The organism is Aeromicrobium panaciterrae, assembly GCF_039537165.1.
GTDB lineage: Bacteria > Actinomycetota > Actinomycetes > Propionibacteriales > Nocardioidaceae > Aeromicrobium > Aeromicrobium panaciterrae.
The window spans coordinates 600,755-627,730 of sequence record NZ_BAAAZZ010000002.1; the positions used below are offsets into that span (position 1 = coordinate 600,755).

The 26,976-nt window shown below is 68.2% G+C and carries 30 protein-coding genes and 1 riboswitch; of the genes, 16 read left to right on the forward strand and 14 right to left on the reverse strand.

Annotated features, from left to right (window positions below; translation table 11 throughout):
- Nucleotides 1-73 precede the first annotated feature (73 nt).
- Genes ABD683_RS03420 through ABD683_RS03440 form a run of 5 tightly spaced genes read right to left on the reverse strand, consistent with a single transcriptional unit; the run spans nt 74 to nt 2,805 of the window.
- On the reverse strand, nt 74-340 hold the full coding sequence (locus tag ABD683_RS03420; protein WP_344767310.1) for a type II toxin-antitoxin system RelE family toxin: 267 nt from the start codon (nt 338-340) through the stop codon (nt 74-76).
- Nucleotides 337-621 (reverse strand): type II toxin-antitoxin system Phd/YefM family antitoxin, encoded by a 285-nt coding sequence (locus tag ABD683_RS03425; RefSeq protein WP_344767312.1) that lies wholly within the window; start codon nt 619-621, stop codon nt 337-339. The genes ABD683_RS03420 and ABD683_RS03425 overlap by 4 nt, the downstream gene beginning before the upstream one ends.
- Nucleotides 622-643: 22 nt before the next feature.
- The gene (gene ychF, locus ABD683_RS03430; RefSeq protein ID WP_344767314.1) at nt 644-1,732 is read right to left on the reverse strand and encodes a redox-regulated ATPase YchF; all 1,089 of its coding nucleotides are present in this window, start codon (nt 1,730-1,732) and stop codon (nt 644-646) included.
- Between the two features lie 6 nt (nt 1,733-1,738).
- The gene (locus tag ABD683_RS03435) at nt 1,739-2,272 is read right to left on the reverse strand and encodes a GNAT family N-acetyltransferase (protein ID WP_344767316.1); all 534 of its coding nucleotides are present in this window, start codon (nt 2,270-2,272) and stop codon (nt 1,739-1,741) included.
- Nucleotides 2,269-2,805 carry a GNAT family N-acetyltransferase gene (locus ABD683_RS03440; RefSeq protein WP_344767318.1) on the reverse strand — a complete coding sequence of 179 codons (537 nt, stop codon included), beginning with the start codon at nt 2,803-2,805 and terminating at the stop codon, nt 2,269-2,271. Before ABD683_RS03440 ends, ABD683_RS03435 begins: the two co-directional genes overlap by 4 nt.
- A gap of 60 nt (nt 2,806-2,865) precedes the next feature.
- Here ABD683_RS03440 and ABD683_RS03445 point away from each other — a divergent pair, with 60 nt between their 5' ends.
- Nucleotides 2,866-3,315, forward strand: coding sequence for a DUF6542 domain-containing protein (locus ABD683_RS03445; protein WP_344767320.1), 450 nt, complete (start codon nt 2,866-2,868; stop codon nt 3,313-3,315).
- On the opposite strand, the gene ABD683_RS03450 is transcribed toward ABD683_RS03445, so the two are convergent.
- A complete protein-coding gene (locus ABD683_RS03450; protein ID WP_344767322.1) occupies nt 3,291-5,177 on the reverse strand; it encodes a Na+/H+ antiporter in 1,887 nt (628 codons plus the stop codon). The genes ABD683_RS03445 and ABD683_RS03450 overlap by 25 nt on opposite strands.
- A 47-nt stretch (nt 5,178-5,224) precedes the next feature.
- Between ABD683_RS03450 and cax the strand changes: the two genes are divergently transcribed.
- Complete coding sequence (cax, locus tag ABD683_RS03455; RefSeq protein ID WP_344767324.1) at nt 5,225-6,301, forward strand: calcium/proton exchanger; 1,077 nt, start codon at nt 5,225-5,227, stop codon at nt 6,299-6,301.
- A gap of 107 nt (nt 6,302-6,408) precedes the next feature.
- Here the strand turns inward: cax and ABD683_RS03460 are convergent, their stop codons facing one another.
- Nucleotides 6,409-7,401, reverse strand: a complete 993-nt coding sequence (locus tag ABD683_RS03460; protein ID WP_344767326.1) for a 4-hydroxy-3-methylbut-2-enyl diphosphate reductase — start codon at nt 7,399-7,401, stop codon at nt 6,409-6,411.
- A gap of 151 nt (nt 7,402-7,552) precedes the next feature.
- A riboswitch (cyclic di-AMP (ydaO/yuaA leader) is annotated at nt 7,553-7,704 on the forward strand.
- 1 nt (nt 7,705) lies between these two features.
- On the opposite strand from ABD683_RS03460, the gene ABD683_RS03465 reads away from it, so the two are divergent.
- The 3 genes from ABD683_RS03465 to ABD683_RS03475 all read left to right on the forward strand — a co-directional run bounded on the left by ABD683_RS03465 (nt 7,706) and on the right by ABD683_RS03475 (nt 9,802).
- A complete protein-coding gene (locus tag ABD683_RS03465) occupies nt 7,706-8,275 on the forward strand; it encodes a C40 family peptidase (protein ID WP_344767328.1) in 570 nt (189 codons plus the stop codon).
- An 80-nt stretch (nt 8,276-8,355) separates the two neighbouring features.
- Nucleotides 8,356-9,585 carry an exodeoxyribonuclease VII large subunit gene (xseA, locus tag ABD683_RS03470; RefSeq protein ID WP_344767330.1) on the forward strand — a complete coding sequence of 410 codons (1,230 nt, stop codon included), beginning with the start codon at nt 8,356-8,358 and terminating at the stop codon, nt 9,583-9,585.
- Entirely contained in the window at nt 9,578-9,802 is a 225-nt protein-coding gene (locus ABD683_RS03475) for an exodeoxyribonuclease VII small subunit (protein ID WP_344767331.1), read from the forward strand. The genes xseA and ABD683_RS03475 overlap by 8 nt, the downstream gene beginning before the upstream one ends.
- Here ABD683_RS03475 and ABD683_RS03480 read toward each other — a convergent pair.
- Complete coding sequence (locus ABD683_RS03480) at nt 9,775-10,299, reverse strand: DUF4245 domain-containing protein (protein ID WP_344767333.1); 525 nt, start codon at nt 10,297-10,299, stop codon at nt 9,775-9,777. The genes ABD683_RS03475 and ABD683_RS03480 overlap by 28 nt on opposite strands.
- Before the next feature lie 93 nt (nt 10,300-10,392).
- Between ABD683_RS03480 and glpX the strand changes: the two genes are divergently transcribed.
- From glpX to ABD683_RS03530, 10 genes are all read left to right on the forward strand, one after another.
- A complete protein-coding gene (gene glpX, locus ABD683_RS03485) occupies nt 10,393-11,400 on the forward strand; it encodes a class II fructose-bisphosphatase (protein WP_344767335.1) in 1,008 nt (335 codons plus the stop codon).
- A gap of 13 nt (nt 11,401-11,413) precedes the next feature.
- Entirely contained in the window at nt 11,414-12,313 is a 900-nt protein-coding gene (locus ABD683_RS03490) for an alpha/beta fold hydrolase (protein WP_344767337.1), read from the forward strand.
- Between the two features lie 43 nt (nt 12,314-12,356).
- Entirely contained in the window at nt 12,357-12,752 is a 396-nt protein-coding gene (locus ABD683_RS03495) for a TOBE domain-containing protein (RefSeq protein WP_344767339.1), read from the forward strand.
- A gap of 6 nt (nt 12,753-12,758) precedes the next feature.
- Nucleotides 12,759-13,523, forward strand: a complete 765-nt coding sequence (modA, locus tag ABD683_RS03500; protein ID WP_344767341.1) for a molybdate ABC transporter substrate-binding protein — start codon at nt 12,759-12,761, stop codon at nt 13,521-13,523.
- Nucleotides 13,524-13,533: 10 nt separating this feature from the next.
- Complete coding sequence (locus ABD683_RS03505; protein WP_344767343.1) at nt 13,534-14,313, forward strand: ABC transporter permease; 780 nt, start codon at nt 13,534-13,536, stop codon at nt 14,311-14,313.
- Nucleotides 14,310-15,347: a sulfate/molybdate ABC transporter ATP-binding protein gene (locus tag ABD683_RS03510; protein WP_344767345.1), complete on the forward strand. Its 1,038-nt coding sequence runs from the start codon at nt 14,310-14,312 to the stop codon at nt 15,345-15,347. Before ABD683_RS03505 ends, ABD683_RS03510 begins: the two co-directional genes overlap by 4 nt.
- A 20-nt stretch (nt 15,348-15,367) precedes the next feature.
- Nucleotides 15,368-16,009: a maleylpyruvate isomerase N-terminal domain-containing protein gene (locus ABD683_RS03515; RefSeq protein ID WP_344767347.1), complete on the forward strand. Its 642-nt coding sequence runs from the start codon at nt 15,368-15,370 to the stop codon at nt 16,007-16,009.
- A 63-nt stretch (nt 16,010-16,072) separates the two neighbouring features.
- Nucleotides 16,073-17,470 carry a class II fumarate hydratase gene (locus ABD683_RS03520; protein WP_344767349.1) on the forward strand — a complete coding sequence of 466 codons (1,398 nt, stop codon included), beginning with the start codon at nt 16,073-16,075 and terminating at the stop codon, nt 17,468-17,470.
- A gap of 7 nt (nt 17,471-17,477) precedes the next feature.
- Nucleotides 17,478-17,963 (forward strand): GNAT family N-acetyltransferase, encoded by a 486-nt coding sequence (locus ABD683_RS03525; RefSeq protein ID WP_344767351.1) that lies wholly within the window; start codon nt 17,478-17,480, stop codon nt 17,961-17,963.
- A 40-nt stretch (nt 17,964-18,003) separates the two neighbouring features.
- A complete protein-coding gene (locus ABD683_RS03530; RefSeq protein ID WP_344767353.1) occupies nt 18,004-18,876 on the forward strand; it encodes a TIGR03619 family F420-dependent LLM class oxidoreductase in 873 nt (290 codons plus the stop codon).
- On the opposite strand, the gene ABD683_RS03535 is transcribed toward ABD683_RS03530, so the two are convergent.
- The 6 genes from ABD683_RS03535 to phoH2 form a co-directional block, all read right to left on the reverse strand.
- Nucleotides 18,873-20,192, reverse strand: coding sequence for a DUF2079 domain-containing protein (locus ABD683_RS03535; protein WP_344767354.1), 1,320 nt, complete (start codon nt 20,190-20,192; stop codon nt 18,873-18,875). The genes ABD683_RS03530 and ABD683_RS03535 overlap by 4 nt on opposite strands.
- A 2-nt stretch (nt 20,193-20,194) precedes the next feature.
- Nucleotides 20,195-21,403, reverse strand: a complete 1,209-nt coding sequence (locus tag ABD683_RS03540; RefSeq protein ID WP_344767355.1) for an ABC transporter ATP-binding protein — start codon at nt 21,401-21,403, stop codon at nt 20,195-20,197.
- Entirely contained in the window at nt 21,400-22,404 is a 1,005-nt protein-coding gene (locus ABD683_RS03545) for a carbohydrate ABC transporter permease (RefSeq protein WP_344767356.1), read from the reverse strand. The genes ABD683_RS03540 and ABD683_RS03545 overlap by 4 nt, the downstream gene beginning before the upstream one ends.
- The gene (locus ABD683_RS03550) at nt 22,401-23,234 is read right to left on the reverse strand and encodes a carbohydrate ABC transporter permease (RefSeq protein WP_344767358.1); all 834 of its coding nucleotides are present in this window, start codon (nt 23,232-23,234) and stop codon (nt 22,401-22,403) included. The genes ABD683_RS03545 and ABD683_RS03550 overlap by 4 nt, the downstream gene beginning before the upstream one ends.
- On the reverse strand, nt 23,231-24,457 hold the full coding sequence (locus ABD683_RS03555; RefSeq protein ID WP_344767360.1) for an extracellular solute-binding protein: 1,227 nt from the start codon (nt 24,455-24,457) through the stop codon (nt 23,231-23,233). Before ABD683_RS03555 ends, ABD683_RS03550 begins: the two co-directional genes overlap by 4 nt.
- Before the next feature lie 114 nt (nt 24,458-24,571).
- On the reverse strand, nt 24,572-25,888 hold the full coding sequence (phoH2, locus tag ABD683_RS03560; RefSeq protein ID WP_344767362.1) for an RNA 5'-3' helicase PhoH2: 1,317 nt from the start codon (nt 25,886-25,888) through the stop codon (nt 24,572-24,574).
- A gap of 457 nt (nt 25,889-26,345) precedes the next feature.
- Between phoH2 and ABD683_RS03565 the strand changes: the two genes are divergently transcribed.
- Nucleotides 26,346-26,976: DUF222 domain-containing protein (locus ABD683_RS03565; RefSeq protein WP_344767364.1), on the forward strand; the 631-nt coding region annotated here is incomplete at its 3' end.

Below are 26,976 nucleotides of genomic sequence, written 5' to 3' on the forward strand. Positions count from 1 at the left end.
TGGCGCGCACTGGATGCCGAAACTGGTCCTCAGACATTGAAGCGGAACTCGACCACGTCGCCTTGGGTCAACGTCAGCGACGGTAGGCGTCACGCCGATGTCGGATGTTGATCACTTCGACTCGTATCCGCTCCTCGATAATTCGATAGATGACCCGGAATTCGCCCCGCCGAGCCGAGTAGCGGCCTTCCAGCTCACCGCGCAGCGGCTTTCCGACACGCTGCGGGTTCTCGGCCAGTGAGCCAATCAGGAATTCCCAGCACGCAGCCGCTACGACCTCGGGAAGGTCGTCGGTGAGCGCACGCCGAGCCTGGCTCGAGAGGATGACCTCGTACGTCACCGAGCGAGTCGTCCGGCGTTCCGAAGGTCGTCTGCCACTTGGTCGAGAGTCGCGAACTCGCCGGCCTCCAGCTCAGCCTCGGCATCACGTACTTCACGCATCAGGTCCGGATCGCTCAGGATGTCGAGCGTCTCAATGATGGAGTCGTAGTCATCGGCACTCAGGATGACGGCCGCCCGCCGCCCTTTGCGAGTCACCTCAATGCGCTCGTGGGTGCGCACGGCTTCATCGACCAAGCGCGACAGCTGCGCCCTGGCCTCCGCGAGCGGGATCGTCGTCATGTACATAACTCTAGCGCACTGCTCACACGTTGAATCTAAATTCAACGACGTCGCCGTCGGCCATGACGTAGTCCTTGCCCTCCATGCGCACCTTGCCGGCCGACTTGGCGGCGTTCATCGAGCCGGCGGCGAGCAGGTCGTCGAACGAGACGACCTCAGCCTTGATGAAGCCGCGCTCGAAGTCGGTGTGGATGACGCCGGCAGCCTGCGGCGCGGTCGCACCCTTGGGGATGGTCCACGCGCGCGACTCCTTGGGACCCGCCGTGAGGTAGGTCTGCAGCCCCAACGTGTCGAAGCCGACCCGGGCGAGCGCATCGAGCCCCGGCTCGTCGACGCCCATGTCGGCGAGCATCTCGGCACGCATCGCCTCGGCCTCTTCGTCGTCGCCCAGCTCGACGAGCTCCGCCTCGGACTTGGCGTCGAGGAAGATCGCCTCTGACGGGGCGACCAGGGCGCTCATCTTCTGCTTCAGCGCGTCGTCGTTGAGCTCCTCGGCGTCGCAGTTGAAGACGTAGATGAACCGCTTCGACGTCATGAGGTGCAGGTCACGCAGCAGCCCCAGGTCGAGCCCCGCCTTGAGCACCCCGGTGCCGCCTTCGAGGGCGTCCTTGGCCTTCGTCGCCTCTTCGTACGCGGGGACGAGCGACTTGTCCTTGCGCGACTCCTTGTCGAGTCGCGGCAACGCGTTCTCGAGGGTCTGCAGGTCGGCGAGCGCGAGCTCGATCGAGATCGTCTCGATGTCGTTGGCGGGGTTGACGTCGCCGTCGACGTGCGTGACGTCCTCGTCGCGGAACACCCGCGTCACCTGGCAGATCGCGTCGGATTCGCGGATGTGCGACAGGAACTTGTTGCCCATGCCCTCACCCTCCGAGGCCCCGCGGACGATGCCGGCGATGTCGACGAACTGCACCGTCGCAGGCAGGATCTTCTCCGAGCCGAAGATCTCGGCGAGCTTGCCGAGACGCGAGTCGGGTACGCCGACGACTCCGACATTGGGCTCGATCGTCGCGAACGGGTAGTTGGCCGCCAGGACGTTGTTCTTGGTGAGGGCATTGAAAAGGGTCGACTTGCCCGCATTGGGGAGTCCGACGATGCCGATGGAGAGAGCCACAAGGGGCTACTTTACGGGCTCACCCGGAGCCTTCAGACAGAAGGCGCGGAGCTCCCGGTCGTACCAGTCCGTACGCAGGCCGAGGTCCTCCATGCCGAGCCGCCGGCACACGGCCTGCGACGGCGCATTGTCCGGGTTGGTCACGGCGTACAGCTCGGGTATGCCGGCCGCGAACGCTCGCTCGACCAGCGCCGACGCGCCCTCAGTGGCATAGCCGTTGCCCCACGCGTCGGGGTGGAAGTGCCAGCCGATCTCCATGTCGGCGCGGTCGACACCGTCGCTCGACGGAAGGGGTACGAGCATGCACATCCCGGCGACGACTCCGGTGCTCTTGAGCTCGGCGGCAAAGATGCCGGCAGCGGGATGCGACCCACGACGCACCACATAGCGGTCGATGCGTTCATGAGCCTCGTCGATCGTCGACATCGGCGTGCCGTTGCCGCTCCAGCGGGCGACCTCGGGGCGCCGGAAGATGTCGTACAACCGCGAAGCGTCGTCGTGCCTGAAGAACCGCAGCAGCAGGCGCTCGGTCTCGATCATCGGTTGGCCCACTCCTCCGCCGTGGCACTGAACAGGTGCGAGTCGCCGTCGTACCAGGGATCCGGGACGATGCCACGGTCGATCAGCCCGAGCCGCTTCGCGACGGCGGCCGATGCGTGGTTGTCGGGATACATGCCACACCAGATCTCGTCGAGGCCCGCCGCGAACGCCTCGTCGATCAGTGGAGCAGCCGCCTCGGTGGCGTAGCCGTGCCCCACCGAGTCAGGGTGCAGGTGCCAGCCGGCCTGCCGCTCGTCGTGCTCGGCGTTCGGCACCTTCGTGATCATCACGGTGCCGGCGACCACGCCGGTTCGGCGCACCTCGATCGCCAGCCCGCAATTGGTCGGTCCGACGTCGCCCTCGCCCCAGTTGTCGATCCACGCGCGTGCCTCGTCGAGATCGGCCATCGGCACGAACGGCGGATCGCTCAGCCAGCGGATGACCTCGAGCCGGCTGTGGATGTCGAGCACGCGCTCCGCGTCGTCGTACGTGTAGGGCCGCAGGACCAGTCGCTCCGTCTCGATCAGGGTCATGAGTCGTTCCTATCAGTTCGCCTCCACGAATTTGTCGCCGTTGCAGCGCATGATGGACGTATGTCCCAGCCGGCCAAGTCGACGTCACACCCGACGTGGACCCGCCGCGACCTGAATGCTCGCCAGGCGATCCTCGTCGCGTGCTTCGCCATGGCCGTGGTGGTCGGGCTCGACCTGGCAGACAACAACCGGCTCGGCTTCACGTTCTCGCTCGGCTTCGTGCTGATCGTGGTCACGGTTGCGATGGGTGTCGACCTGCAATCACTGTTCCAGGCCGGCGTGTTCCCACCGATGCTGCTGATCGGCACGCTCGCGGTCGTCGCGATGTTCTGGCCCGACGCCATCAGGGTCAACGGCCTGGCCCAGGACGCCGGCTTCATCGCCCGGCTGATCGCCGCGACGATCGACCACGGCAAGACGCTGGTCGTTGGTCACGGCCTGGCACTGGGCATCATCGCCCTGCGCATCGCCACAGCGCCGGATCGTCAGCCGAGCACTTCGTCGACGTAGCACCAGCGCCACGCCTCACCCGGCTCGAAGCTGCGGATCACCGGGTGCCCGGTCGCATGGGCGTGCTTGGTGGCGTGCGTACCGACCGATGAGTCGCAGCAGCCCACGTGACCACAGGTCATGCAGAGCCGCAGGTGCACCCAGTCGGCGCCCTCCGCGAGGCACTCCTCGCAGCCGGTCGGTGTCACCGGCGTCGGCACGACACACGCGTCGGCGAGGTGCTCGCACGGGCCACCTTGCTCGTATGTCGGCCGCAGCTCGGTCTCACGGTTGGCTGTCGTCTCGTCCTCGTACACACGATCAAGGATGCTCTCCTCGACGTCGAGGGAGTTCATCACCCTGGCGAGGACGGTCTGGTCGACGCTGCCGAGCGCCCGGATGCGCAACAGCTCCTCACGCTCGCGCTCCAGCATCGCCGCGCGCAGACGCGAGTACTGCGCGCTCGGCGTCACGCTGCCGCCGAGCCGCTCCCACACGGCATTCGTACGATCGGTCGCGCGTTCGCGCAGCCGGTGCATCACGGCGTCGGAGACCGTGCCCTCGACCTCCTCATCGAGGTACTTGATGCCCTCGTCGGCCACCGCCTGGTAGACCGTCGCCTCCTGCAGGTGGTCCTCGTGCCGGTCGGGGCCAGCCACCTTGAGCCAGCGCACCAGCGTCGGGATCGTCAGGCCCTGGATGAGCAGCGTCCCGATCGTGACGACGAACGCCATCAGCACGAGCACCTCGCGCTTCGGGGTGTCGGCCGGGAGCAGGAACACCGCGGCCAGGGTCACGACGCCGCGCATTCCCGTCCACGCGACGAGGAACACGGTCTGTGGCGTCGGCCGCGGCTCGGCGTCGCGGATCCTGGGGATCAGGCGCGGCCCGTACGTCGCCGGGAACACCCACAGGATCCGCAGCACGATCACCGCCACCAGCACCACGGCACACGACACCGCGATGCGCATGCCCGAGACGCTGCTGTTGTCGAGGTCCTGGACGATGGCGCGGATCTGGAGACCAATCAGCAGGAACACGGCGTTCTCGAGGACGTACGAGATGGTCGCCCAGTTCGTCCGCTCGAACAGCCTCGACGACGCCGACTGGATGAGCGGTGACTTGTGCCCGAGGATCAGGCCCGCAACGACCACCGAGAGCACTCCCGACGGATGCCCATCGAGCCCGGGAAGGTGGATCTCCTCGGCCGGCAGGTAGGCGATCCACGGCGTCAGCAGCGACACCGCCACGTCCGTGACGTCGTCGTTGATCAGCTTGCGGATCTTGCCGACCACGATTGCCACGACGAGGCCGATCAGTGCGCCGCCGATCGCCGAGACGATGAACTCGGCACCGACCTGCCACACGCTGATCGACCCGGAGATGGCGGCGATGGCCGTGCGCAGCGTGACGATCGCGGTCGCATCGTTGACCAGGCTCTCACCCTCGAGGATCGTGACGACGCGGCGCGGCAGGCCGACGCGACGGGCGATGGACGTGGCGGCGACGGCATCGGGCGGAGCCACGACGGCACCGAGAGCGAAGCCGACGGCAAGCGAGACGTCCAGCAGCCACCACACCAGCAGCCCCACACCGATCGTCGTGAAGAGCACGAGACCGACGCTGAGCAGCGCGATGGGCCGCCGGTTGACGCGGAAGTCGACGAGCGACGTCTGGATCGACGCCGCATACAGCAGGGGCGGCAGCAGGCCGACCAGCACGATCTCCGGCGTCAGCTCGAAGTCGGGCACGAACGGGAGGTAGGAGCCGACGATGCCGACAACGATCAGCACCAGGGGCGCCGACATGCCGAGGCGACCGGCTGCGGCGCTCACCGCGACGGCGATGGCCAGCAAGGTCACGAGGGTCAGCGCGATGTCCACGGAGAGAGTCTGTCATCCGATGCCTCGCGTCTGACACGATCAGTCTCATGAGCACCGCGACCGAATCGCCCACGTTCGTACGTTCCGACTACATCGTCCTCGGCGGAGGCGCCCTGATGGTGGTCGTGGCGGGACTCGCGCACTACACCGACTGGGGCCCCGTCTCGGCGTTCGTGGTGTCCGCCGTTGCCGTCACCTTGCTGGCGACACTGGTCGGCCGGAGCGTCGAGCAGCTCGGCGATCGCTTCGGGCCCGGCGCCACCGGCGTGCTGCAGTCGGCGCTCGGCAACCTGCCCGAGCTGTTCATCTGCATCTTCGCTCTCAAGGCCGGCCTGGTCGACGTCGTCAAAGCCGCGTTGATCGGCTCGGTCCTCGCCAACCTGCTGCTCGTCCTCGGCCTGGCGTTCCTCGTGGGCGGCCTCAAGCACGGTACCCAGCGGCTCGACTCCGAGCGCGCTCGGACGATCGCCGTGCTCATGCTCCTCTCGGTCGCGGCACTGGCGATCCCATCGCTGGCCCATGGCCTGCACACTCCGGCGCAGGAGCACGAGAAGGCGTTCTCGATCATCGTCTCGGTGGTGCTGCTGGTGCTGTTCGCCCTGTCGCTGCCGGCATCGCTGCGACGCGGCTCAGCGGCCGCCGACCCCCACGTCGAGGCGCCGCGCTGGCCCGTGGCGCTGGCGATCGGCCTGTTGGCCCTCGCCTCGGCGCTCGCCGCATTCGTTTCCGACTGGTTCGTCGACGCGCTCGAGCCCGCGATGGACTCGCTCAACGTGTCGTCGGTGTTCGCAGGTCTTGTCGTCGTCGCGATCGCCGGCAACGCCATCGAGAACATCGTCGGCGTGCAGCTCGCATACAAGGGCCAGTCCGAGTACGCGTTCGCGGTGATCCTCAACAGCCCGATCCAGATCTCGCTGGTGCTGGCCCCAGCCCTGATGCTGATCAGCGTCATCTTCGGCCTTGCGACCTTGACACTCGTGTTCAGCCCGTTGCTGGTCGCCTGCCTGCTGCTGGCGGTCATCCTCGTCACGATCATCACGGTCGACGGTGAGAGCAACTGGCTCGAAGGCGCAGCCCTCATCGCCCTCTACGCGGTGATCGCGACAGCCTTCTGGTGGGGGTGACGTGCGCTCCGCGCCCGTGCTCGCTTCGCGAGCGTCTGCTCGCAAGCTCGCAGACCACCCTTGCCTCGCTTCGCTCGGCCGTCATGTCGCCGTGAATTCGGCGAGCGTTACTTGTAGCTGACTCCGGCGGTCTTCATGTCTTTGCGGAGCTCGGGGGGCAGGGCGAAGATCAGGCTCTCGTCGGCCGTGCGTACGGCTTCGGCTCCCGGGTGGCCGCGCTCCGCCAGATAGCCGAGCACCTCCTGCACCAGGTCGTCGGGCACCGACGCTCCTGACGTGACGCCGACGTTCTCGACGCCGTCGAGCCAGCGCTCGTCGATCTCGGAGATGTCGTCGATGCGGTAGGACGCCTTGGCCCCGGCCTCCAGGGCGACCTCGACGAGGCGCACGGAGTTGGAGGAGTTGGCCGAGCCGACCACGATCACGAGATCGGCGTTCTTGGCGATCTCCTTGACCGCGACCTGACGGTTCTGGGTGGCGTAACAGATGTCGTCGCTGGGCGGGTCCTCAAGCTGCGGGAACTTCTCACGAAGCCGGCGTACTGTCTCCATCGTCTCGTCGACGCTCAGCGTCGTCTGGGACAGCCACGACAGGCGTGTGCCCTCGGGGAACTCCAGCGAGTCGACGTCGTCGGGAGTCTGGACCAGCGTGATGTGGTCGGGCGCCTCACCGGCCGTGCCCTCGACCTCTTCGTGACCCTCGTGCCCGATCAGCAGGATGCTGTAGCCCTCGTGGGCGAAGCGACGCGCCTCGTGGTGGACCTTGGTCACCAGCGGGCAGGTCGCGTCGATCGTCTTGAGGCTGCGCTCGGCGGCCTCGGCGTGGACCATCGGCGAGACACCGTGGGCCGAGAACACGACCGTGGCACCCTCGGGCACCTCGTCGAGCTCCTCGACGAAGATCGCGCCACGCTCCGAGAGGTTGTTGACGACGTGCTTGTTGTGCACGATCTGCTTGCGTACGTAGACCGGCGCACCGTAGAGGTCGAGAGCCTTCTCGACCGTGATCACGGCGCGGTCGACGCCCGCGCAGTAGCCACGTGGGTCGGCGAGCAGCACGCTGCCGCCGACGGACGGCATACCGAGCGAGACTTCAGTCATGACTCCATCCTAGGTGACACCTCACAGGCGGATTTGTGCGACGCAAGTCACGCCCCCAGAGGCCGGCTCGATGCCGAAAATCTGCCGTCATGCCGGTAAAGTCGAGCAGATGTTGACCCCCACCGGGGTCAGCCTGCGGCCACGCTGAGGCCCATCAGGACCGCAGAAATCCAACCCGTGATGGGCGCGGAAGACCCGGCAGTGCGGCTCCATCCGGAGCCTTGGGGTGAATCGGACACCGACAGGCAAACCTCGCGCCTGAACCCGACAGGTCATCTTTCGCAAGCGTGCTTGAGGAAATCACATGCGCAACATGACACGTACCCTTGCCTGCGCTCTGCTGGCATCGTCCATCGCCTTCGTCGGTCTGGCCGCACCGGTCTCCGCCGACGAGGCAGCCCCGTCGAACCTCTTGACGGCGATCCTCACCCCGGCGCCGAGCCCGGCGCCCGCCCCGACCCCGGCGCCGAGCCCGACGCCGACGGTCACGCCCGCCCCGAAGCCCGCACCCAAGCCGGCTCCGAAGCAGACACGTGCTCAGAAGGTCATCTCGTGGGCCGCCAAGCAGAAGGGCGATCCCTACCGCTACGGCGCCAACGGCCCGAACTCCTTCGACTGCTCTGGACTCGTCCAGTACGTCTACAAGAAGTCGGGCAAGAAGATCGGCCGTACGTCCGGGGCCCAGCTCAAGGGCAAGCACATCGCCAAGGGCAAGAAGAAGCCCGGCGACATCCTGATCTTCATGAAGAACGGTCGCGCCTACCACTCGGCGATCTACGCCGGCGGCGGCAAGATGTGGGAGGCCCAGAAGTCGGGCACCCGCGTCGGCAAGCACAAGATCTGGAGCTCGGGCTACGTCGTACGCCGCCCGTGATCCACGCATCATCCACAGCGCGGCCCCTCATCCCTCGATGAGGGGCCGCGCTGTCGTTCGTCACCCCTAGGGTGTCCCGTATGGCACTCGAGACGTCGGCGGACAAACCCGCACCGCTACGGCAGATCTCGCAGCTGATCGAGGGCTACATCGGCAGGCTCGGCGCCGTGTGGGTCGAGGCCGAGATCGCCCAGCTGACCCGTCGCCAGGGCGTGTGCTTCCTGACGCTGCGCGACCTCACGGCCAAGCTCTCGATCGACGCGACCTGCAGCTCGCTGATCCTCGACGCGTCACCGACCCCCATCACGGAGGGCGCTCGCGTCATCGTCAACGCCAAACCAGCGTTCTACTCCCCGCGCGGCTCGCTGTCGCTGGAGCTGCGCGAGATCCGCCCGCAGGGCGAGGGTGAGCTGCTGGCCCAGCTCGAGCGGCGCAAGCAGCTGCTCGCCGCCGAAGGCCTGTTCGACCCGCGCTTCAAGAAGCCGCTCCCGCTGCTCCCCAGGGGCATCGGGCTGATCACCGGCAAGGCATCCGCGGCCGAGCGCGACATCCTCGAGAACGCCCGGCTGCGCTGGCCAGACGTACGCTTCGTGGTCCGCCACGCGCTCATGCAGGGCAGCAGCTCGGCAGCAGACGTCATCGGGTCGCTGCAACGGCTGGCTCAGGACGACTCGGTCGACGTCATCGTCATCGCCCGCGGCGGCGGCTCGATCGAGGACCTCCTGCCGTTCTCCGACGAGGGGCTCATCCGCGCCGTGCATGCCGTCGCCACGCCGGTGATGAGCGCGATCGGCCACGAGCCCGACACCCCGCTGCTCGACCTGGTCGCCGACGTACGTGCCTCGACGCCGACCGACGCCGCCAAGCGCCTCGTGCCCGACGTCCGCGAGGAGCTCGCAGGAGTCGCCTCGATGCGCGAGCGCGCCAACCACGCGATCCGCGCGATGCTCGAACGCGAGAGCCGCGGCCTCGCCGCGATCCGCACCCGTCCCGTGATGGCCAACCCGGTCACGCTGGTCGACATGCAGCAAAACATCATCCACGACGTGCGCGACCGCGCTCGGCGCTCGATCTCGCACAGACTCGACCGCTCGAGCGACGAGATCGGCCACCACCTGGCCCGCGTACGCGCACTGTCACCGCTGGCGACGCTCGAGCGTGGCTATGCCGTGGCGCAGCTGTCCGACGGCACGGTGGTGCGCTCGGTCGACCAGGTCTCCCCCGACGTCGAGCTCACGGTGCGACTCGCTGACGGCAACATCGGCGTACGCGCCACCGACACCACACGCAAGGAAGACGCCCATGGCTGAGACACCCGAGATCCCCTACGAGCAGGCGCGTGACGAGCTCATCTCCGTCGTGCAGAGGCTCGAGGTCGGTGGCACCAGCCTCGACGAGTCGCTGGCGCTGTGGGAGCGCGGCGAGGAGCTCGCCGCGATCTGCCAGCAGTGGCTCGACGGTGCGCGGTCACGCCTCGCGGCTGCCGCAGGCGCACCTGATCAGGACGCCGAGAGCGACGAGACGTAGGCCTCGACCTCGGCACGTGACGCCTCACCGGTCACGAGCGTCGTCAGCCCGGCCTCGCTGCGTACGAACGTGACGTCGCCGTCGGGGCCCGTGCGGACGTCCCACGACGTGCCGCCGATCGACGCAGTCCCAGCAGTTTTGCTCCCCTTGGCATAGGCCGCGACGAGCACCTTGGCGTCGACCTTCTGCTGCTCGAGGCCGATGTACTCCTCGTCGTCGGTCACCACGCCGAGGTGCCACGTCTCAGGGGTGAAGCGAGCGGAGGTGGCGACCCATCCCTTCGGCAGTGTCGTCGGGGCGAGCAGCTCGAACTGGGCTGCCGGTCGGGCGCTCTTGACCGTCGACGCGTAGTCGATCGGCTTGATCGTCGTCTCCGGCGTGTTCGTGAACAGCTGGCCGAACCCCCAGAGCCCGAGGACCAGGGCGCCGAGCACGACGACGGAGCGCAGCACGTCGCCCATCGAGGGATTGCCTCGCGACGATCCGGTCGAGCTCATCGCTGCCTCCCATCCGATCGACACAGTGTTTCAGCGCTGTCACCCTACGTTCTGGCGGCCCGGGGCCCGACGGCGTACCGGTAAGATGCGGCCGTGGACCGCCTCCAGCCCAGCTCCCAAGCTCCCGACCGCAACCTGGCCCTTGACCTCGTACGCGTGACCGAGGCCGGCGCGATGGCCGCCGGCCGCTGGGTCGGACGCGGCGACAAGAACGGTGCCGACGGTGTCGCGGTCAACGCGATGCGCAAGCTCATCAACACCGTGCCGATGAACGGCATCGTCGTGATCGGCGAGGGCGAGAAGGACGAGGCCCCGATGCTGTTCAACGGCGAGCACGTCGGCGACGGCACCGGCGCCGAGACCGATGTGGCAGTCGACCCGATCGACGGCACCACGCTGACCGCCAAGAGCCTGCCGAACGCCGTGTCCGTCATGGCAGTGGCACCCCGTGGCTCGATGTACGACCCGTCGGCCGTGTTCTACATGGAGAAGCTCATCGCGGGTCCCGAGGCGGCCGACGTCGTCGACATCCGCCTCCCCGTGGCCGAGAACATCGCGCTCGTCGCCAAGGCCAAGGGCATCTCCAACAGCGACGTCACGGTCTGCGTCCTCGACCGCCCCCGCCACCAGGGCATCGTCGACGAGATCCGCGCGGCCGGAGCCCGGATCAAGTTCATCATCGACGGCGACGTCGCCGGCGGCATCACGGCCGCGCGTCCCGACACGGGGGTAGACCTGCTGATCGGTGTCGGCGGCACCCCCGAGGGCATCATCACGGCGTGTGCCATCAAGGCGCTCGGCGGCACGATCCAGGGCAAGCTGTGGCCGATCGACGACGACGAGCGTCAGCGCGCGATCGACGCCGGTCACGACCTCGACCGCGTCCTGCACACCAACGACCTCGTCACCGCTGACGACTGCTTCTTCGTCGCCACCGGCATCACGGACGGCGAGCTGATGCACGGCGTGCGCTACGGCGCCGGCAAGGCCTACACCGAGTCGATCGTGATGCGCTCCCGCAGTGGCACGATCCGCAAGATCACCAGCGAGCACAGCCTGGAGAAGCTCCAGGCCTACTCGTCGATCGACTACGAGCACTGAGCACGTGGCAAGCATGACGTCATCGGGGGAGCTCTTCGCGTCGCTGCCCTCGGGCATCGACATCTGCTACGAGACGTTCGGCGAAGCCGGCGACCCGCCGATACTGCTGATCATGGGCATGGGCGGTCCGATGAACTGGTGGTCGGTCGAGTTCTGCTCGCAGCTGGCCGAGCGGGGCTTCTTCGTCATCCGCTACGACAACCGCGACACCGGACGCTCCACCACGATGGACAACCACCCGGTGACGAAGTCGTCGGTCTACAAGGCCTACCTCGGCCGAAGCGCCCCGCCGTACGGGCTGGACGACTTCGCCGAGGACGCGCTCGGCCTGCTCGACCACCTCGAGCTCGACGCGGTCAACATCGTCGGCGTATCGATGGGCGGCATGATCGCCCAGACGATCTGCATCTCCCATCCCGAGCGCGTGCTCTCGATGACCTCGATCATGTCGACGACGGGCAGGCGTACGGTCGGCTGGCAGAACCCCAAGGTCATACCGGCGCTGATGGCGTCGGCCGGCAACACCCGCGACTCCTACATCGAACGCTCCCTGAAGGCTGCGGCCGTGATCGGCTCGCCCGACTACCCCGCCGCCGAGGAGGCCACCCGCGCCCGGGCTGGTGAGACCTACGACCGCGGCTGGTCGGCGAGTGGCACCGTACGCCACATGCTGGCCGTGCTCGGCGCCGCCGACCGTACCAAGGACCTGCGCAGCCTCACCCTCCCGGTCACGGTGATCCACGGCCTCAAGGACCCACTGGTGCACCGTTCGGGCGGCAAGGCGACCGCCGCGGCGATCCCCGGCGCCGAGCACATCGAGATCCCCGGCATGGGTCACGACCTGCCGCCGGAGCTCTACTCCACGTTCATCGACGCCATCGAGCACACCACTCAGCGCGCCGTCCCGCGCTGATTTCCCTCCGCAGCGCCTGAGATACTCCTCTAGAGTCATCAGGGTGCCGCAAATACGGATAGCCGACGCCGCCAGGCTCCTGGGCGTCAGCGACGACACCGTTCGTCGCTGGGTCAGCGCCAAAGCCCTGCGATCGACGGCTGACACCTCCGGGCGGATGGCGATCGATGGGCGCGATCTCGCGGAGTTCGCGCGCAACCAGGCCAAGGCGATGCCGGACTCAGGAGCGTCGACCTCGGCGCGCAATCGGCTGATCGGTCTCGTCACCGCGGTGAAAACCGATACCGTCATGGCCCAGGTGGAGTTGCAGTGCGGTCCGTTCCGGGTTGTCTCCCTGATGAGCAGTGAGGCAGTGGAGGAGCTCGGGCTGGAGCCCGGCTCGGTGGCCGTGGCCATCGTCAAGTCGACCAACGTGATCGTGGAGAGCCTGGAAGGTTGACTCGAGATGCGAATTCTCAGAGCCGCAGCGGCGGCCCTCGGTCTGACCGTCCTGGCCTCCTGCGGCGCCCCGGCCGGCAGCAAGGACGTCCCGGGGCACGTCACGATCACGGTGTTCGCCGATGACTCTCTCAAGGAACCGTTCACCGCGATCGGCAAGAAGTACGAGAAGGAGAACGCCGGCGTCACCGTGAAGTTCACGTTCGCGGGCTCGACCGAGCTCGTCTCCCAGATCAAGCGCGATGCGCCCGGTGACGTGCTGGCGTCGGGCGACCTCCAGACCATGGCCAAGGTCGCCGAGGACGGGCTCATCACGGGCAACCCGGCCGCGATCGCCAAGACGGCTCTCGAGATCGTGACGCCGCGCGACAACCCCGCGGGCATCTCTTCGCTCGCCGACCTCACCAACCCGGGTCTCAACGTGGTCATCTGCGCCGCCGAGGTGCCGTGCGGCGTCGCAGCCCACGATGTCGCCCGCGCCGAACGCATCACGATCAACCCGTCCAGCGAGGAGAAGTCCGTCACCGACGTCCTGCGCAAGGTCATGTCCGGGGACGCCGATGCCGGGCTCGTGTTCGTGCCCGACGTCCGTGCCGCGGGCTCCAAGGTCGAGGGAGTCGAGTTCCCCGAGTCGTCCAAGGCCGTCATCACGTTCCCCATTGCCGCACTCGGCCGCAGCAGGAACATCGAGGACGCCAAGGCATTCATCGAGTACGTGACGAGCCCCGAGGGACGCGACATCCTTGCCGACGCCGGCTTCGAAAAGCCCTGACGTGCCGCCGATGCCGTCAGGGCTGCCGCGTTGGGTCCTCGTGCCGGCAGCCGTCGGAGCGGCGTTCATCGTGCTCCCGCTCGTGGCGATGGCGACCCGGGTCGACTGGGCGGACTTCTTCTCGCTCATCAGCTCGGACTCGTCGCAGGCGGCCCTCTGGCTGAGCCTGCGTACGTCCGCCGTCAGTACGTTGCTCTGCGTGCTGCTCGGTGTGCCGATGGCGCTGGTGCTGGCCCGTACGTCGTTTCGCGGGCAGACGTTGTTGCGCTCTCTCGTCCTGCTGCCGCTGGTCCTGCCTCCCGTGGTGGGTGGCATCGCCCTGCTCTACACGTTCGGCCGACGCGGCCTGCTCGGCGAGACGATCGACGTGCTGGGCCTGCAGATCGCCTTCTCGACGACCGCCGTCGTGATCGCGCAGACGTTCGTCGCGCTGCCGTTCATGGTGGTCAGCCTCGAGGGCACGCTGCGCACGACCGGTGAACGGTACGAGGTCGTCGCCGCGACGCTCGGCGCCAGGCCGACCACGATCCTGCGCCGTGTCACGCTGCCGCTGGTGCTGCCGGGCCTGGCCGCCGGTGCCGTGCTGTCGTTCGCGCGTGCGCTCGGCGAGTTCGGCGCAACGATCACGTTCGCCGGAAGCCTCGAGGGCGTGACGCGCACGCTGCCGCTCGAGATCTACCTCCAGCGCGAGGTCGACCCCGACGCCGCAGTGGCACTGTCGCTGGTGCTCGTCGTCGTCGCCGTGCTGGTCATCGGACTCGTCCGCGGCACGAGGAGCAACGCCCTGTGAGCCTGCACCTCGAAGCCACCATCACCGGCCGCGACACCGTCGTCGAGCTCGACGTCGCCGACGGGGAGACCGTCGCGATCATCGGGCCCAACGGTGCCGGCAAGTCGAGCGTCCTCGCGGCGATCGCCGGGATCCTGCGGCCCGACCGCGGACGGGCGACACTCGACGGTGAGGTGCTGTTCGACGACCGGGTCTGGACGCCTGCTCACTCGCGTGGCACCGCGCTGCTGGCCCAGGACGCCCTGCTCTTCCCCCATCTCACGGTGCTCGACAACGTCGCGTTCGGACCCCGCAGCGCGGGCCGCGGCCGCACGCAGTCGCGCGCCGCCGCAGCACGCTGGCTCGACGAGGTCGGCGCCACGGATCTCGCGAGTCGCAAGCCGTCCCAGCTCTCGGGCGGCCAGGCGCAGCGCGTCGGCGTCGCCCGCGCGCTCGCCGCCGAGCCGCACCTTCTGCTGCTCGACGAGCCGATGGCAGCGCTCGACATCACGGTCGTCCCCGCCATGCGACACGTGCTCAAGCGGGTGCTGGCCGACCGCACGGCGCTCATCGTGACGCACGACGTGCTGGACGCCGCGCTCCTGGCCGACCGGGTGATCGTGATGGATCGCGGCCGCATCGTCGAGCACGGACCCACGCGCGAGGTGCTCGCGAGACCACGCAGCCAGTTCGGTGCCAGCATCGCGGGTCTCAACCTGCTGAGCGGTGTGGCCGAGCACGGTGCCGTACGTACGCCGTCGGGTTCGGTCGTCGAGGGCATGTCGTCCGACCCGGTCCCCGACGGGCAAGCCGCCGTCGCGGTGTTCAGCCCGAGCGCCGTCGGCGTCTACCTCGAACGCCCCGCCGGCAGCCCCCGCAACGTCTTCGAGACCACCGTCACCGAGCTCGAGCCGATCGGCGCGCAGGTGCGGGTCCGCACCACCGAGCTGAGCGCCGATGTCACGGTCAGCGCCGTCGCCGAGCTCGGCCTGATGCCCGGCACCGCGGTGTTCCTGTCGGTCAAGGCGAGCGAGGTCGCGTTGTACGTCACCTGACACGTAATACCCTGCAGGTCATGGAACCGTTGGATCGCAGTGCTTTCGTCGCTGCCTGCCACGCCGCGTTCTCCCTTGCCAGCAGCAGCGAGGTCGCGAGGGCCTGGGACAAGGAGAGCACCTGCGTCGGCATGACGGTCGGTGGGCTGACTCACCATCTCCTGGCTCAGGCGGGTCGCGTCGTGAGCGCCCTCGACACCCCGCCGACCACCGAGCCGCCCATCCTGCTGCTCGACCACTACGCGCGCGCCGACTGGGTGACCGCCGGCCCGGACGACGAGGCCAACAGGTCGATCCGCGTCGAAGCAGACGAGTCCGCCGCAGACGGTCACGCGACCGTGCTGGCCCAGGCCGCGCGTGCACTCGCGCACCTTCCCGAAGTGCTGGCCGCGCCGCGTACGCCCGACTCCGTCTACATCCCGTGGCAGCGGTGGGCGCTGACCACCAACGACTTCCTCGTGACCCGGTCGATGGAGGTCGTCGTGCACTCCGACGACCTCGCGGCGAGCGTGGGACTCGCCCCGCCGGAGTTCCCCGATGCCGTGGTCGAGCAGGTCATCAGGCTGCTCACCGGTGTGGCCCGCCGGCGACACGGCACACCCGCGATCATTCGCGCGCTCAGCCGGCCGCAGCGGGCACCGGTCTCGGTCTCGGCGTTCTAGGCAGCATCTGGTGGGACCCGGCCACCTGAAGCCGCACCGCACCGCAGCGATATCGTCGGAGACATGACCGACACGAACACCGAATGGCGCATCGAGCACGACACCATGGGCGAGGTCAAGGTGCCCAAGGACGCCTTGTGGAGCGCCCAGACCCAGCGCGCCATCGAGAACTTCCCGATCTCCGGCACCCCCATCGAGTCGGCGCAGATCCGCGCTCTCGCCCAGATCAAGGCCGCCTGCGCCAAGGCCAACGCCGAGCTCGGGATCCTCGAGCAGGACATGGCCGACGCGATCGTGTCCGCCGCCGACGAAGTCGCCACGGGTCAGCACGACGCCCAGTTCCCCATCGACGTCTTCCAGACCGGTTCGGGCACGTCGAGCAACATGAACACCAACGAGGTGCTCGCCAACCTCGCCACGGCCAAGCTCGGCAAGCCGGTGCACCCCAACGACCACGTCAACGCCTCGCAGTCGTCCAACGACGTGTTCCCGACCTCGATCCACGTCGCCGCCACGGCGTCGGCGTCGAACGAGCTGATCCCGGCACTCGACCACCTGGCGCAGTCGCTGGAGCGCAAGGCCAAGGAGTTCTCGCAGGTCGTGAAGTCCGGTCGCACCCACCTGATGGATGCCACCCCGGTCACGCTGGGCCAGGAGTTCGCCGGCTATGCGATGCAGATCCGTCGCGGCATCGAGCGCATCGAGGCATCGCTCCCCCGTACGGCCGAGGTCCCCCTCGGCGGCACCGCGGTCGGCACCGGCATCAACACCCCGGTCGGCTTCCCGCAGCGGGTGATCCAGCTGCTGGCCGAGGGCAGCGGCCTCCCCGTCACCGAGGCGGTCGACCACTTCGAGGCGCAGGGCGCCCGCGACGGGCTCGTCGAGATGTCGGGCCAGCTCCGGACGATCGCCGTCAGCCTGACCAAGATCTGCAACGACCTCCGCTGGATGGGCTCCGGCCCGCGCACCGGCCTCGGCGAGATCAACCTCCCCGACCTGCAGCCCGGGTCGAGCATCATGCCCGGCAAGGTCAACCCGGTGCTGCCCGAGGCCACCCTCATGGTGTGCGCCCAGGTCATCGGCAATGACGCCACGATCGCCACCGCCGGCGCCTCGGGTGCGTTCGAGCTCAACGTCATGCTCCCGGTCATTGGCCGCAACCTGCTCGAGTCGATGCGCCTGCTCGGCAACGCCTCCACGGTGCTCGCCGACCGCTGCATCGACGGCATCACGGCCAACGAGGAGCGCTGCCTCGAGCTCGCCGAGTCGTCGCCGTCCGTCGTCACCCCGCTCAACCGCTTCATCGGCTACGAGAACGCCGCCAAGGTTGCCAAGCAGTCGGTCAAGGACAAGAAGACGATCCGCCAGGTCGTCATCGAGATGGGCTTCGTGGAGCGCGGCGACATCAGTGAGGCCGACCTGGACAAGGCGCTCGACGTCATGTCCATGACGCACCCCTGATCCTGCCGTGATCGTCCGTGCTGCGACCGACGCCGACTGGCCGCAGATCTGGCCGTTCTTCGACGCCATCGTCAAGGACGGCCAGACGTATGCGTACCCCGACGACCTGACGATCGACACCGCCAGGTCGCTCTGGCTGGAGCCGGCTCCGGGTCACGCGGTCGTCGCGACCGAGGGCGACCGGGTGCTGGGGTCGGCCAAGATGGGCCCCAATCGCCCGGCCCGCGGGTCACACGTCGCGACGGCCAGCTTCATGGTCGATCCCGCTGCGCGGGGCAAGGGCGTGGGGCGCCGTCTCGGCGAGCACGTCATCGAGTGGGCGCGCGAGGAGGGCTACCGGGCGATCCAGTTCAACGCCGTCGTGGAGACCAACGGCTCGGCGGTGAAGCTGTGGCAGGACCTCGGCTTCCGGATCATCGGCACGGTGCCCGAGGCGTTCGACCACCGCCTGCACGGCCTCGTGGGACTCCACGTCATGCACCTGCAGCTCTAGAGTCAGTGCACGAAACGAGAACACGTTCTAGTGTCGAGGCATGCGCTTCTCCATCTCGACCGCCTTCCTGCCCGTCGGAGAGCTCCTGGCCATCGCCAGGGTCGCCGACGAGTGCGGATATGACGCCCTGACGATCCCCGACCACGTGGTCAACCTGGAGACGCTCGCGACGCCCTACCCGTACACGCCGGACGGAGCGAGACGCTGGGACCACACGGCCGACTGGCCGGACCCGTGGGTGCTGGCCGGGGCGATGGCAGCGGTCACCACCAGGATCCACTTCTACACCTCGGTGTACGTCGCGGCGCTGCGCAGCCCCTACCAGGTCGCGAAGGCGGTCGGCACGGCCGCGGCACTGTCCGGCAACCGGGTGGCACTCGGCGTGGGGGTCGGCTGGTGCCGCGAGGAGTTCGAGCTGATGGGCCAGGACTTCGGCACCCGGGGCAAGCGCACCGACGAAGCCCTCGACCTGCTCGCCGAGCTGTGGTCGCCGGGATGGACCTCGTTCGACGGCACGTTCTACCCGACGCCGCGACTGGTGATGGAGCCGACGCCGACTGCACGGATCCCCATCTACGTCGGCGGGCTCTCCGAGGTCGGGATGCGTCGCGCTGCCCGCCACGACGGCTGGGTCGGCGACCTCTACACGACCGAGGAAGCCGGCAGGCACGCCCGCCGCCTGGCCGAGATCCGCGACGAGCTGGGACGCGACGGCGAGTTCCGGATCATCACGGCACTCACGGATGCGATCCTCCCCGAGCAGTTCGCGGCCGCCGAGGAGGCCGGCGTCACCGACGTGTGGACCATGCCGTGGGCCTACTACCACGGCCTCGACCGCAGCCTCGAGCACAAGATCGACGGCATGAGGCGCTTCGCCGACGACGTCCTCACACCCCTCGCGACTCCGGTCTAGAGCCGATGAGCGAGCAGGTAGCCACCTGCACCGAAGAGGAGCTTGTACGTCCCGCCGTAGCGGTCCTCGGCGTACGTCACCGCGTCGGCGGGTGAGCCGACGCCGGACTCCACGTCGAGCAGCACGTACTCAGGCGGCGGGTTGCCCGGCGTGCCGAGCCAGTAGACCGTGTTGTCGGTCGTCAGGTGCGTCATCAGTCCGATGTCGGTCTCGACGGTCGAGCCCTTCGGGATCAACGACAGCACCTCGCGGGCATCCTCCGCGCGGGGCGACTCGGCGTACGTGTCGGGGTCGAACAGGGCGACCAGGGGCGAGCTGACCAGCATGAATCCCGTGACGACGAGCGCCGGGATCGTCGCCCAGCGCAGCTGCGGACGCCGGTTCATGGCGTCGATCATCGCGACGAACACGATCGGCATGAGCGCCAGCGAGTAGTGCCACTCGGTGCCCCAGTAGAACTGGTTGTCACCGGCGAACCGCCAGGCGAAGGTCGGCAGCACCAGCAGGATCCACGGCGAGAGCAGCGCAGCGAGACCCGTGATGCCGACCGTGAGCGCCACCGTCGCCGTCTTGCGGTCGAGCTGGTCGACCAAGGTCGGGCCGACACCGCGTTCGCCGCCCAGCGAGCTGGCGTGAGTGTAGGAGCCGTCGGGCGCGATCGCGGGCATCAGCACGAAGATGATGAACGCCGCCGACACCAGCCCGGCGGCGCCGAGCAGCAGGCCGCGACGGTGCTCCCCCGCGAGCCACAGCACGCCGCCGATCACCGCGACGGTCAGGCCGAACTCCTCCTTGACGAGCATCAACGGCAGCGCCCAGAGGACGACGGCGTCGAAGCGGCGTTCGACGTACGCGGCACCGGCGAGAACCAGCAGTGGCGCGGCGAAGGCGACCTCGTGGAAGTCGACCTCGACCGCCGAGAGGAGCCCGAACGAGGCCCCGTATGCGAGGCCGATCGCGATGCCGATGGCCGAGCCGAGGTGCCGGATCGCCAACGCCGTGATGATCACGACGGACATCGCCAGCAGCACCGCCTGTGCCACGAGAATCGTCTGCGCGGAGGGGACGACGCGGTAGAACGGCGCGATCAGGACCAGGATCGGCGAAAAGTGATCACCGAGCTGGTTGAAGCCGGCACCGCGCACGTCGATCGTCGGCGCGCCGAGATGGGCGTACCCGCGTACGGCCTGCTCGAAGATCGCGTTGTCCCACGACGACAGGGCGAACCGCTCGAACCGCACGAGGGAGATCACGACGTACGCCGCGCCGAACAGGATGCCCAGCAGACCCGCGGGACCCCAGCTGCGGCGACCCATGCTCAGGCTTGGGGCAGTGTCAGGTTCTCGCCCGTCTCCGGATCGAAGACGTGCACCTTGGACCGCGGGATGACCACCCGGATCGACATACCGGGTCGCAGCGTGCTGGCCGAGGCGAGCTGCGCGACGAGGAACGACTGGAACAGGTCGAAGTCGAGCAGGTCCTCCACCTCCCCGAGCCGCGCCTCGACGGACGGGTCGATGTCGTAGCCGAGGTAGGCGAGCTGCGTGGCTCCCTGCCACTCGACGTCGTCGATGCGGGTCGTGAACTCGACCTTGTCGGTGACGGTCGTGGCGAGCGGGCTCGTCGACTCCTGGCAGTCCTCGGGGCGGATACCGACGACGACCAGGTCGCGGTCACCGATGCGCCGCTCGAGCGTGTCGTCCATGTACATCGTGGCCAGCGGCATGACGAGCTGCTGCCCGCGGGGGTGCGCGGGCACGAGGTTCATGGGCGGTGAGCCGAGGAACCCGGCGACGAACATGTCCTTGGGCGACTCGTACAGCTCCCGCGGCGTGCCGACCTGGTGCACGAACCCCTGGTGCAGCACCGCGACGCGGTCAGCAAGTGTCAGCGCCTCGGCGATGTCGGAGGTCGTGAAGATCGACGTACGCCCCTCCTCGGTCTGCCACTGCGACGTCACGGACCGGACGTGCGGGCGTACACGCGGGGCCTGCTCCGAGAACGGGTCGTCGAACAGGTAGGCCGCGGCGTCACGCACGAGGGCGCGACCGAGGGCGACGCGCTGGCGTTGTGCGTCGTCGAGCTCGGCCGGCTTGAGCTCGAGCAGGTCCGTGAGCGCGAGGAACTCGCTGACGGAGTTGACCCGTTCGGTGAGGGCGATCTTGTCGAGCGAGCCGCGCCGGAACCGCTTGAACCGCTTGGTCGACTTGGCGCGACGCAGCGTCGAGGAGAACGCCACGTTGTCGAACGCGTCGAGCTGCGGGTGAAGTGCATAGTCCTGGAACGTCATGGAGAGATCGCGGGCGCGCGGGTTGGCCTTCGTGACGTCGACGTCGTCGATGAGGATCTCGCCGGCAGTCTGCTCGTCGAGGCCGATCAGCACCCGCAGCAGCAGGCTCTTGCCAGCACCCGACGGGCCGACGACCGCGAGGGTCGAGCCCGACGGAACCGTGAGGCTGATGTCGTCGAGCAGCGGACGGTCACCGGGGCCGGCGACGGTCAGGTTGCGGAGCTCGATCGACGTCATCGGTATGACCTTCCCAGAAGTTGATGGATCCTGCGCGGCGCCACGAGGAGCAGCATCGCCGGGACGATCGCCCACAGCAGTCCCACGGCGGCGATCGTCGCGGACGACGACTCGAGATCGCCGCGAGCCATCAGCAACGATGCCGGCAGCGGCGCATCCGTCGTCGACAGCGCAGCACCGAGCACGTAGTCCTGGCAGCCGACGACGAACACGAGGAGCGTGACGACCAGGATGCCCGGGGCGAACGCCGGGACGACGAACCGTACGAGCCACTGGCGTCGCGTCGCACCGTCGGCGCGCACCGCGTCTCCCAGCGACCACGGTGCCCGCTTGAACACCGTGACGAGCAGCCAGATAGACAACGGCAACGTGATCAGCAGGGCCGCCGGGACCAGCGCCCACCGGGAGCCGTACCGGTCGAACGCGATGACCTGGTCGGCGATCGGCCCGGTGAGCGCGACGAGTGGCATCAGCAGCGCCGCGATCACGAGGGCGTACACGACCCTGCGACCGCGCGTCTTGACGCGGACCAGTGCGTACGAGGCGCCGATCGCGAGCGGGACCGACACCAATGTCGCCACACCGGAGACCAGAGCCGACGTCAGTGCGGCCCGGCGCAGCTCGTCGGAACCGAGCACGTCGCTGAACGCCGACCAGGTGACCTCGTCGGGCCACAACGACGTCGCCGTGAGCTCGGACGGGGTCGTGGCGACCGTGAACGTCCACAGCAGCGGCAGCAGCGTGAACACCAGGAAGACCTCGATACCCAGCACCGCCCAGAACGACACCGACTTGTTGGTGTCGGCGAACAGGATGCCGGCAGCTCCCGTCAGCATCAGGAGGATCGCCACGCCGAGCCACACCCACTGGTCGGGCTTCGAGATCATCAGGATGCCGTAGTTGGCCACCGCGAATCCCAGCACGAAGGAGATACCGGAGGCCCAGAGCCGGGACCGTACGGACGGCACCAGCGCAACGTTGCTCATCGTTCGCTCACTCATACGACCCTCCTCACCCGGAACAGCTGGACGAGGAGGACACCGAGCAGGCCGGCGACCACGAGGAGGACGATCGACATGGCGGCGCCGAGGCCCAGCTCGAATGACGAGAACGTGGTGTCCCAGACGAGCTGAGGTGCCGTACGCACGCGGGCACCGGGCTGGTCGACGAGCAGCGGGCCCTCGACGGCGCGGAACGCCTCGAGCGCGCGAAAGGTCGCCGCGATCGCCAGGGCCGGACCCATGACCGGCAGGATGACCCGGCGCAGGCGCTGCCACCCGGTGGCACCGTCGGCGATCGCCGCGGCATACAGGCGACTCGACACCTGGGTGAGCCCGGCGAGCAGGATGACGGCGACGATGCCGGTGCCCCGCCAGACCTCACCGACGCTGACCGCGGCGAGCTGGTCGAGCTGTCCCACGTCGTCGAGCCTGAACCAGTCGGCGATGAACCCCGTCGTCGCCGCGTCCCGCCACATCACGGCTGACACGACCGCCATCAGGGCGAGCGGCAGCAGCACGATGATGCGGGTGACCGGCCACAGCAGGGTCATCCGGCGCAGCGCGAGGGCGAACGCGAAGCCCAGCACCAGCTGCACCGACACGAGCGCGACCACGATCACCAAGCTCGTGGCGATCGCCAGCCACCAGGTGCGGTTGGTCAGCACGTCGGCATAGTTGTCGAGGCCGATGAACGTACGCGACTCCGGAGTCGTCAGGGAGTAGGACGACAGCGACAGCCATATCGCACGGCCGATGGGCCAGCCGGTGATCGCCAGCAGCACGATGACGGCCGGCGCCAGCCACATCCACCCCTTCAGGCGTCGCTTCACGGCAGCTCACCCCGCAGACGGGCGGTGACGATGCGCTGGGAGTCCTTCGGGGTGTCGTCGACCGTGACCGTGGCCAACGGCTGCCACGACTCGTCGATCGCGGTACGCACGAGGTTCCAGTAGGGCGTCCTCGGCACTGCCTCGCCGGTCGTCACGGCGGCCTTGGCCACGGCCGCCATCGGATAGGTCGTGCCGAGGGTCGGGTCGTCGTACGTCGTCAGGCGGCTCGAGCTGTGACCCGCACTGCTCATGAGAGCCAGCATGACCGGCTCGGCCGTCAGGCAGGTGATCGCCTGGTAGGACAGGTCGGAGTGCGGCGCGTACAACGGCACCGCGAGACCGACCCCGGAGAGCGGGGCGACGCTGGACGAGCCGACCGTGGGGTAGGGCGCCCACCCGAGATCGGCGGCGACCGACGCGAGTGCGGGGTCGGAGATCACCGAGCTGGGCCCCAGGAGGAAGCCGCCGGTGGGTCCGGCGAAGTTCTTGAGCGCGTCACGCGACGGTCCGGGACCGACCTTGGCCTCGTTGTAGTACTCGACGACACCTGCGGCCGCACGCCCCGCGTCGGTGTCCAGCCCGACCTTCGCACCACGTCCTGGACCGGCGACGAGCTGACCGTCGCTCCCGGCCACCAGGGCGTTGACCCATTCCGAGAGACCCGAGCCGTCGGGGTCGTCGATCTGAACCGTGACCTCGAGTCGCTGGGCGCCGGCGATCAGGTCATCCCAGCTCGGCGCCTTGGTCGTGTCGATACCGGCGCGCTCGGCGGTCTTGCCCCGGAACCAGAGCAGCTGCGGGTCAAACCACCACGGGGCCACGACGAGCGAGCCCTCGTAGGTCGCGGCGTCGAGTGCCGCGGGGACGATGTCCTTGCTGTAGGCCGGTGCGAGGTCATCGGGCACGGGCGCCAGGAACTGGGCCTCGGCGAACTCGGCGGTGAAGGCCGAGTCGAGGCTCAGCAGGTCGATCGAGGAGTCCTTGGCAGCCAGCCGGCGTACGAGCTCCTGGTGTCGGTCGTCGACGTCGGTGGGCAGCTGGTTGACCGCGATCCGGTAGTCGGCCGTGCCGCAGGACTTCGCGAGCGCGTCGGCGTCGACCCGGTCGGGGCCGACGTACCAGTTGAGCGTCACCGTCGACGCAGGAGGCGGCTCGCTCCCGCACGCCGCGAGCGTGGCGAGGGCGAGGCCCATGGCCGCGATTCGTCTCCCTCGAACGCTCACGCGGTCACTCTGCCACAGGAAAGGGCAGCGTTCCCGAGCTTCTCGACGAACGCCCGGATGAGCCACGGGAGAGGAAGGTCTCCCAACCCGTGGACCGCGAGTCCGACCGTGTCGCTACAGGGTGACATCCTCGAGCATCTCGGTGACCAGCGCGGCGACCGGCGAACGCTCCGAACGTGTCAACGTGACGTGGGCGAAGAGTGGGTGCCCCTTGAGCTTCTCGACCACCGCGACAACTCCGTCATGGCGGCCGACCCGCAGGTTGTCGCGCTGGGCGACGTCATGCGTGAGGACCACCTTGGAGTTGGCGCCGATGCGCGAGAGCACCGTCAGCAGGACGTTGCGCTCGAGCGACTGGGCCTCGTCGACGATGACGAAGGAGTCGTGCAGCGAGCGTCCACGGATATGGGTCAGCGGCAGGACCTCGAGCATGCCGCGGTCGAGGATCTCCTCGATGACGGCCGGCGACGCGACGGCTCCGAGGGTGTCGAACACGGCCTGTCCCCAGGGGCCCATCTTCTCGGACTCGCTGCCCGGGAGGTAGCCGAGCTCCTGGCCACCCACGGCGTACAGCGGACGGAAGATCACGACCTTCTTGTGCTGGCCGCGCTCCATCGTCGCCTCGAGCCCGGCGCACAGCGCCATCGCCGACTTGCCGGTGCCGGCGCGTCCGCCGAGGGACACGATCCCGATCTCCGGGTCGAGCAGGAGGTCGAGGGCGACCCGCTGCTCGGCAGAGCGGCCGTGGATGCCGAAGGCGTCGCGGTCACCTCGTACGAGCTGGACCTGCTTGTCGGCGGTCATGCGTCCCAGCCCGCTGCCCTTGTCGGAAACCAGCACGAGACCCGTGTGGCAGGGCAGCTCGCGTGCCTCGGGGAGGTCGAGGAAGCCTGCTTCGTACAGCTCGTCAAGGTCGGCGCTATCGACCTCGATCTCGTGCATCCCGGTCCAGCCGGACTCCAGCGCCAGCTCGGCGCGGTATTCCTCGGCGACCAGGCCGACCGCCGATGCCTTGACGCGCATCGGCAGGTCCTTGGAGACGATCGTGACGATGCTGCCCTCGTCGGCGAGGTTCTTGGCGACCGAGAGGATGCGGGTGTCGTTGTCGCCGAGGCGGAAGCCGGACGGGAGCGACGACGGGTCGGTGTGGTTGAGCTCGACGCGGATCGTGCCGCCCTCGTCGCCGATCGGCAGCGGCTTGTCGAGCGTGCCGTGCTGCACCCGGAGGTCGTCGAGGAATCGCAGTGCGCTGCGCGCGAAGTAGCCGAGCTCCGGATCGTGCCGCTTGCCCTCGAGCTCAGTGATCACCACGACGGGTATGACCACCTCGTGCTCATGGAAGCGGTTGACCGCATTGGGATCCGCAAGCAGGACACTGGTGTCCAGCACGTACGTGCGGCGCTCCGGGCTCGTGCTCTTCTTGGCAGCCACAACTGACTCCTCAACGAACCCGCGCGCACCCTGCGCCGGCTCTACTCGGCGGGAAGGACGTGCTCAGGGGCGAGCGTCAACACTCTTTGAACGTAATCCCGTCGGCAGTCGATTCAGGGAAAGACACGCCCGACCTCGTGTGTCTCTCGCGTTAACTCTCGTGGCTCGCCAACCAAACTGCACAGTTCGCCCATGAGGCTGCCCGCGGCCGAATGTGAGGGCGGAGCCCTGGCGACGTAGCGCGAAAGGTTCGCCTGCCCTCTCGTCGCGCGCCCGTCGCGCCGGCGCCTTTCGTTGCGTGGTCGGCTGGGTTGAAAGGCGCACATACAAGGGCGCGGGCTTGGTTTGTGGACAGGCTGGTCCGGCGGCTTGCCTTGTGGACAAGAATACTTGTTTTTCGTTGAATTCACAGGGTTTTCCACTGGTCATCGAACACCCGTTCTAGTAGATTTGAGGCATGGATTCGGCGATGACGATCGACGCGATGCGCACCGCCGCGCAGGCAATGGTGTCGGGTGACGTTCGGGCACAACTCCTCGCCTTACAAGCCGCCCAAGACGCCATCGATGCTCGGAAAGCTGTGTTGTTGGCCAAGCTCGATGAGTCCAAGGATTTTGAGCTTGATGGCGTATCCACCCTGAACGGGTGGGTGCGCACCCAGCTGCGGATGAACGCCGGACAGGCCACCACCCTGGTCAAGAACGTCCACGCACTGCGTGACCTGCCACTGCTGGCAGACGCTGCGTTGAATGGCGAGATCAGTGCCGCGCACGTGCGGGTGTTCGCCTACGGGCTCACCCACGTGGGTCTGGAACCGATGCGCCAGTTCGAGGACGTCTTCGTCCAGGTCGCCAAGGATCACGAACCGAGCGAACTGTTCGAAGCGGTCAAGCATTTGAAGGACAAGATCCACCCCGAAGACCTCGACGCCGCGTGGGAACGCGGCATGGATCGCGAAGACTTCTGTGTCGACGCCGTCCCCGACGGTTGGCACGTGAGCGGGTTCCTCAACACGGTCACCGGTGCCAAGCTCAAGAAAGTCCTCGATTCGGTGTCCGCGCCCCGCGACAAAGACGACACCCGCACCG

Coding starts and splice junctions, on each gene's coding strand:
- ABD683_RS03425 (WP_344767312.1), bottom strand. CDS start 621: ATGACGACGATCCCGCTCGCGGAGGCCAGGGCGCAGCTGTCGCGCTTG.
- ABD683_RS03435 (WP_344767316.1), bottom strand. CDS start 2,272: ATGATCGAGACCGAGCGCCTGCTGCTGCGGTTCTTCAGGCACGACGAC.
- ABD683_RS03440 (WP_344767318.1), bottom strand. CDS start 2,805: ATGACCCTGATCGAGACGGAGCGACTGGTCCTGCGGCCCTACACGTAC.
- ABD683_RS03445 (WP_344767320.1), top strand. CDS start 2,866: ATGTCCCAGCCGGCCAAGTCGACGTCACACCCGACGTGGACCCGCCGC.
- cax (WP_344767324.1), top strand. CDS start 5,225: ATGAGCACCGCGACCGAATCGCCCACGTTCGTACGTTCCGACTACATC.
- ABD683_RS03460 (WP_344767326.1), bottom strand. CDS start 7,401: ATGACTGAAGTCTCGCTCGGTATGCCGTCCGTCGGCGGCAGCGTGCTG.
- ABD683_RS03465 (WP_344767328.1), top strand. CDS start 7,706: ATGCGCAACATGACACGTACCCTTGCCTGCGCTCTGCTGGCATCGTCC.
- xseA (WP_344767330.1), top strand. CDS start 8,356: ATGGCACTCGAGACGTCGGCGGACAAACCCGCACCGCTACGGCAGATC.
- ABD683_RS03475 (WP_344767331.1), top strand. CDS start 9,578: ATGGCTGAGACACCCGAGATCCCCTACGAGCAGGCGCGTGACGAGCTC.
- ABD683_RS03480 (WP_344767333.1), bottom strand. CDS start 10,299: ATGAGCTCGACCGGATCGTCGCGAGGCAATCCCTCGATGGGCGACGTG.
- ABD683_RS03490 (WP_344767337.1), top strand. CDS start 11,414: ATGACGTCATCGGGGGAGCTCTTCGCGTCGCTGCCCTCGGGCATCGAC.
- modA (WP_344767341.1), top strand. CDS start 12,759: ATGCGAATTCTCAGAGCCGCAGCGGCGGCCCTCGGTCTGACCGTCCTG.
- ABD683_RS03505 (WP_344767343.1), top strand. CDS start 13,534: ATGCCGTCAGGGCTGCCGCGTTGGGTCCTCGTGCCGGCAGCCGTCGGA.
- ABD683_RS03515 (WP_344767347.1), top strand. CDS start 15,368: ATGGAACCGTTGGATCGCAGTGCTTTCGTCGCTGCCTGCCACGCCGCG.
- ABD683_RS03520 (WP_344767349.1), top strand. CDS start 16,073: ATGACCGACACGAACACCGAATGGCGCATCGAGCACGACACCATGGGC.
- ABD683_RS03530 (WP_344767353.1), top strand. CDS start 18,004: ATGCGCTTCTCCATCTCGACCGCCTTCCTGCCCGTCGGAGAGCTCCTG.
- ABD683_RS03535 (WP_344767354.1), bottom strand. CDS start 20,192: ATGGGTCGCCGCAGCTGGGGTCCCGCGGGTCTGCTGGGCATCCTGTTC.
- ABD683_RS03540 (WP_344767355.1), bottom strand. CDS start 21,403: ATGACGTCGATCGAGCTCCGCAACCTGACCGTCGCCGGCCCCGGTGAC.
- ABD683_RS03545 (WP_344767356.1), bottom strand. CDS start 22,404: ATGAGTGAGCGAACGATGAGCAACGTTGCGCTGGTGCCGTCCGTACGG.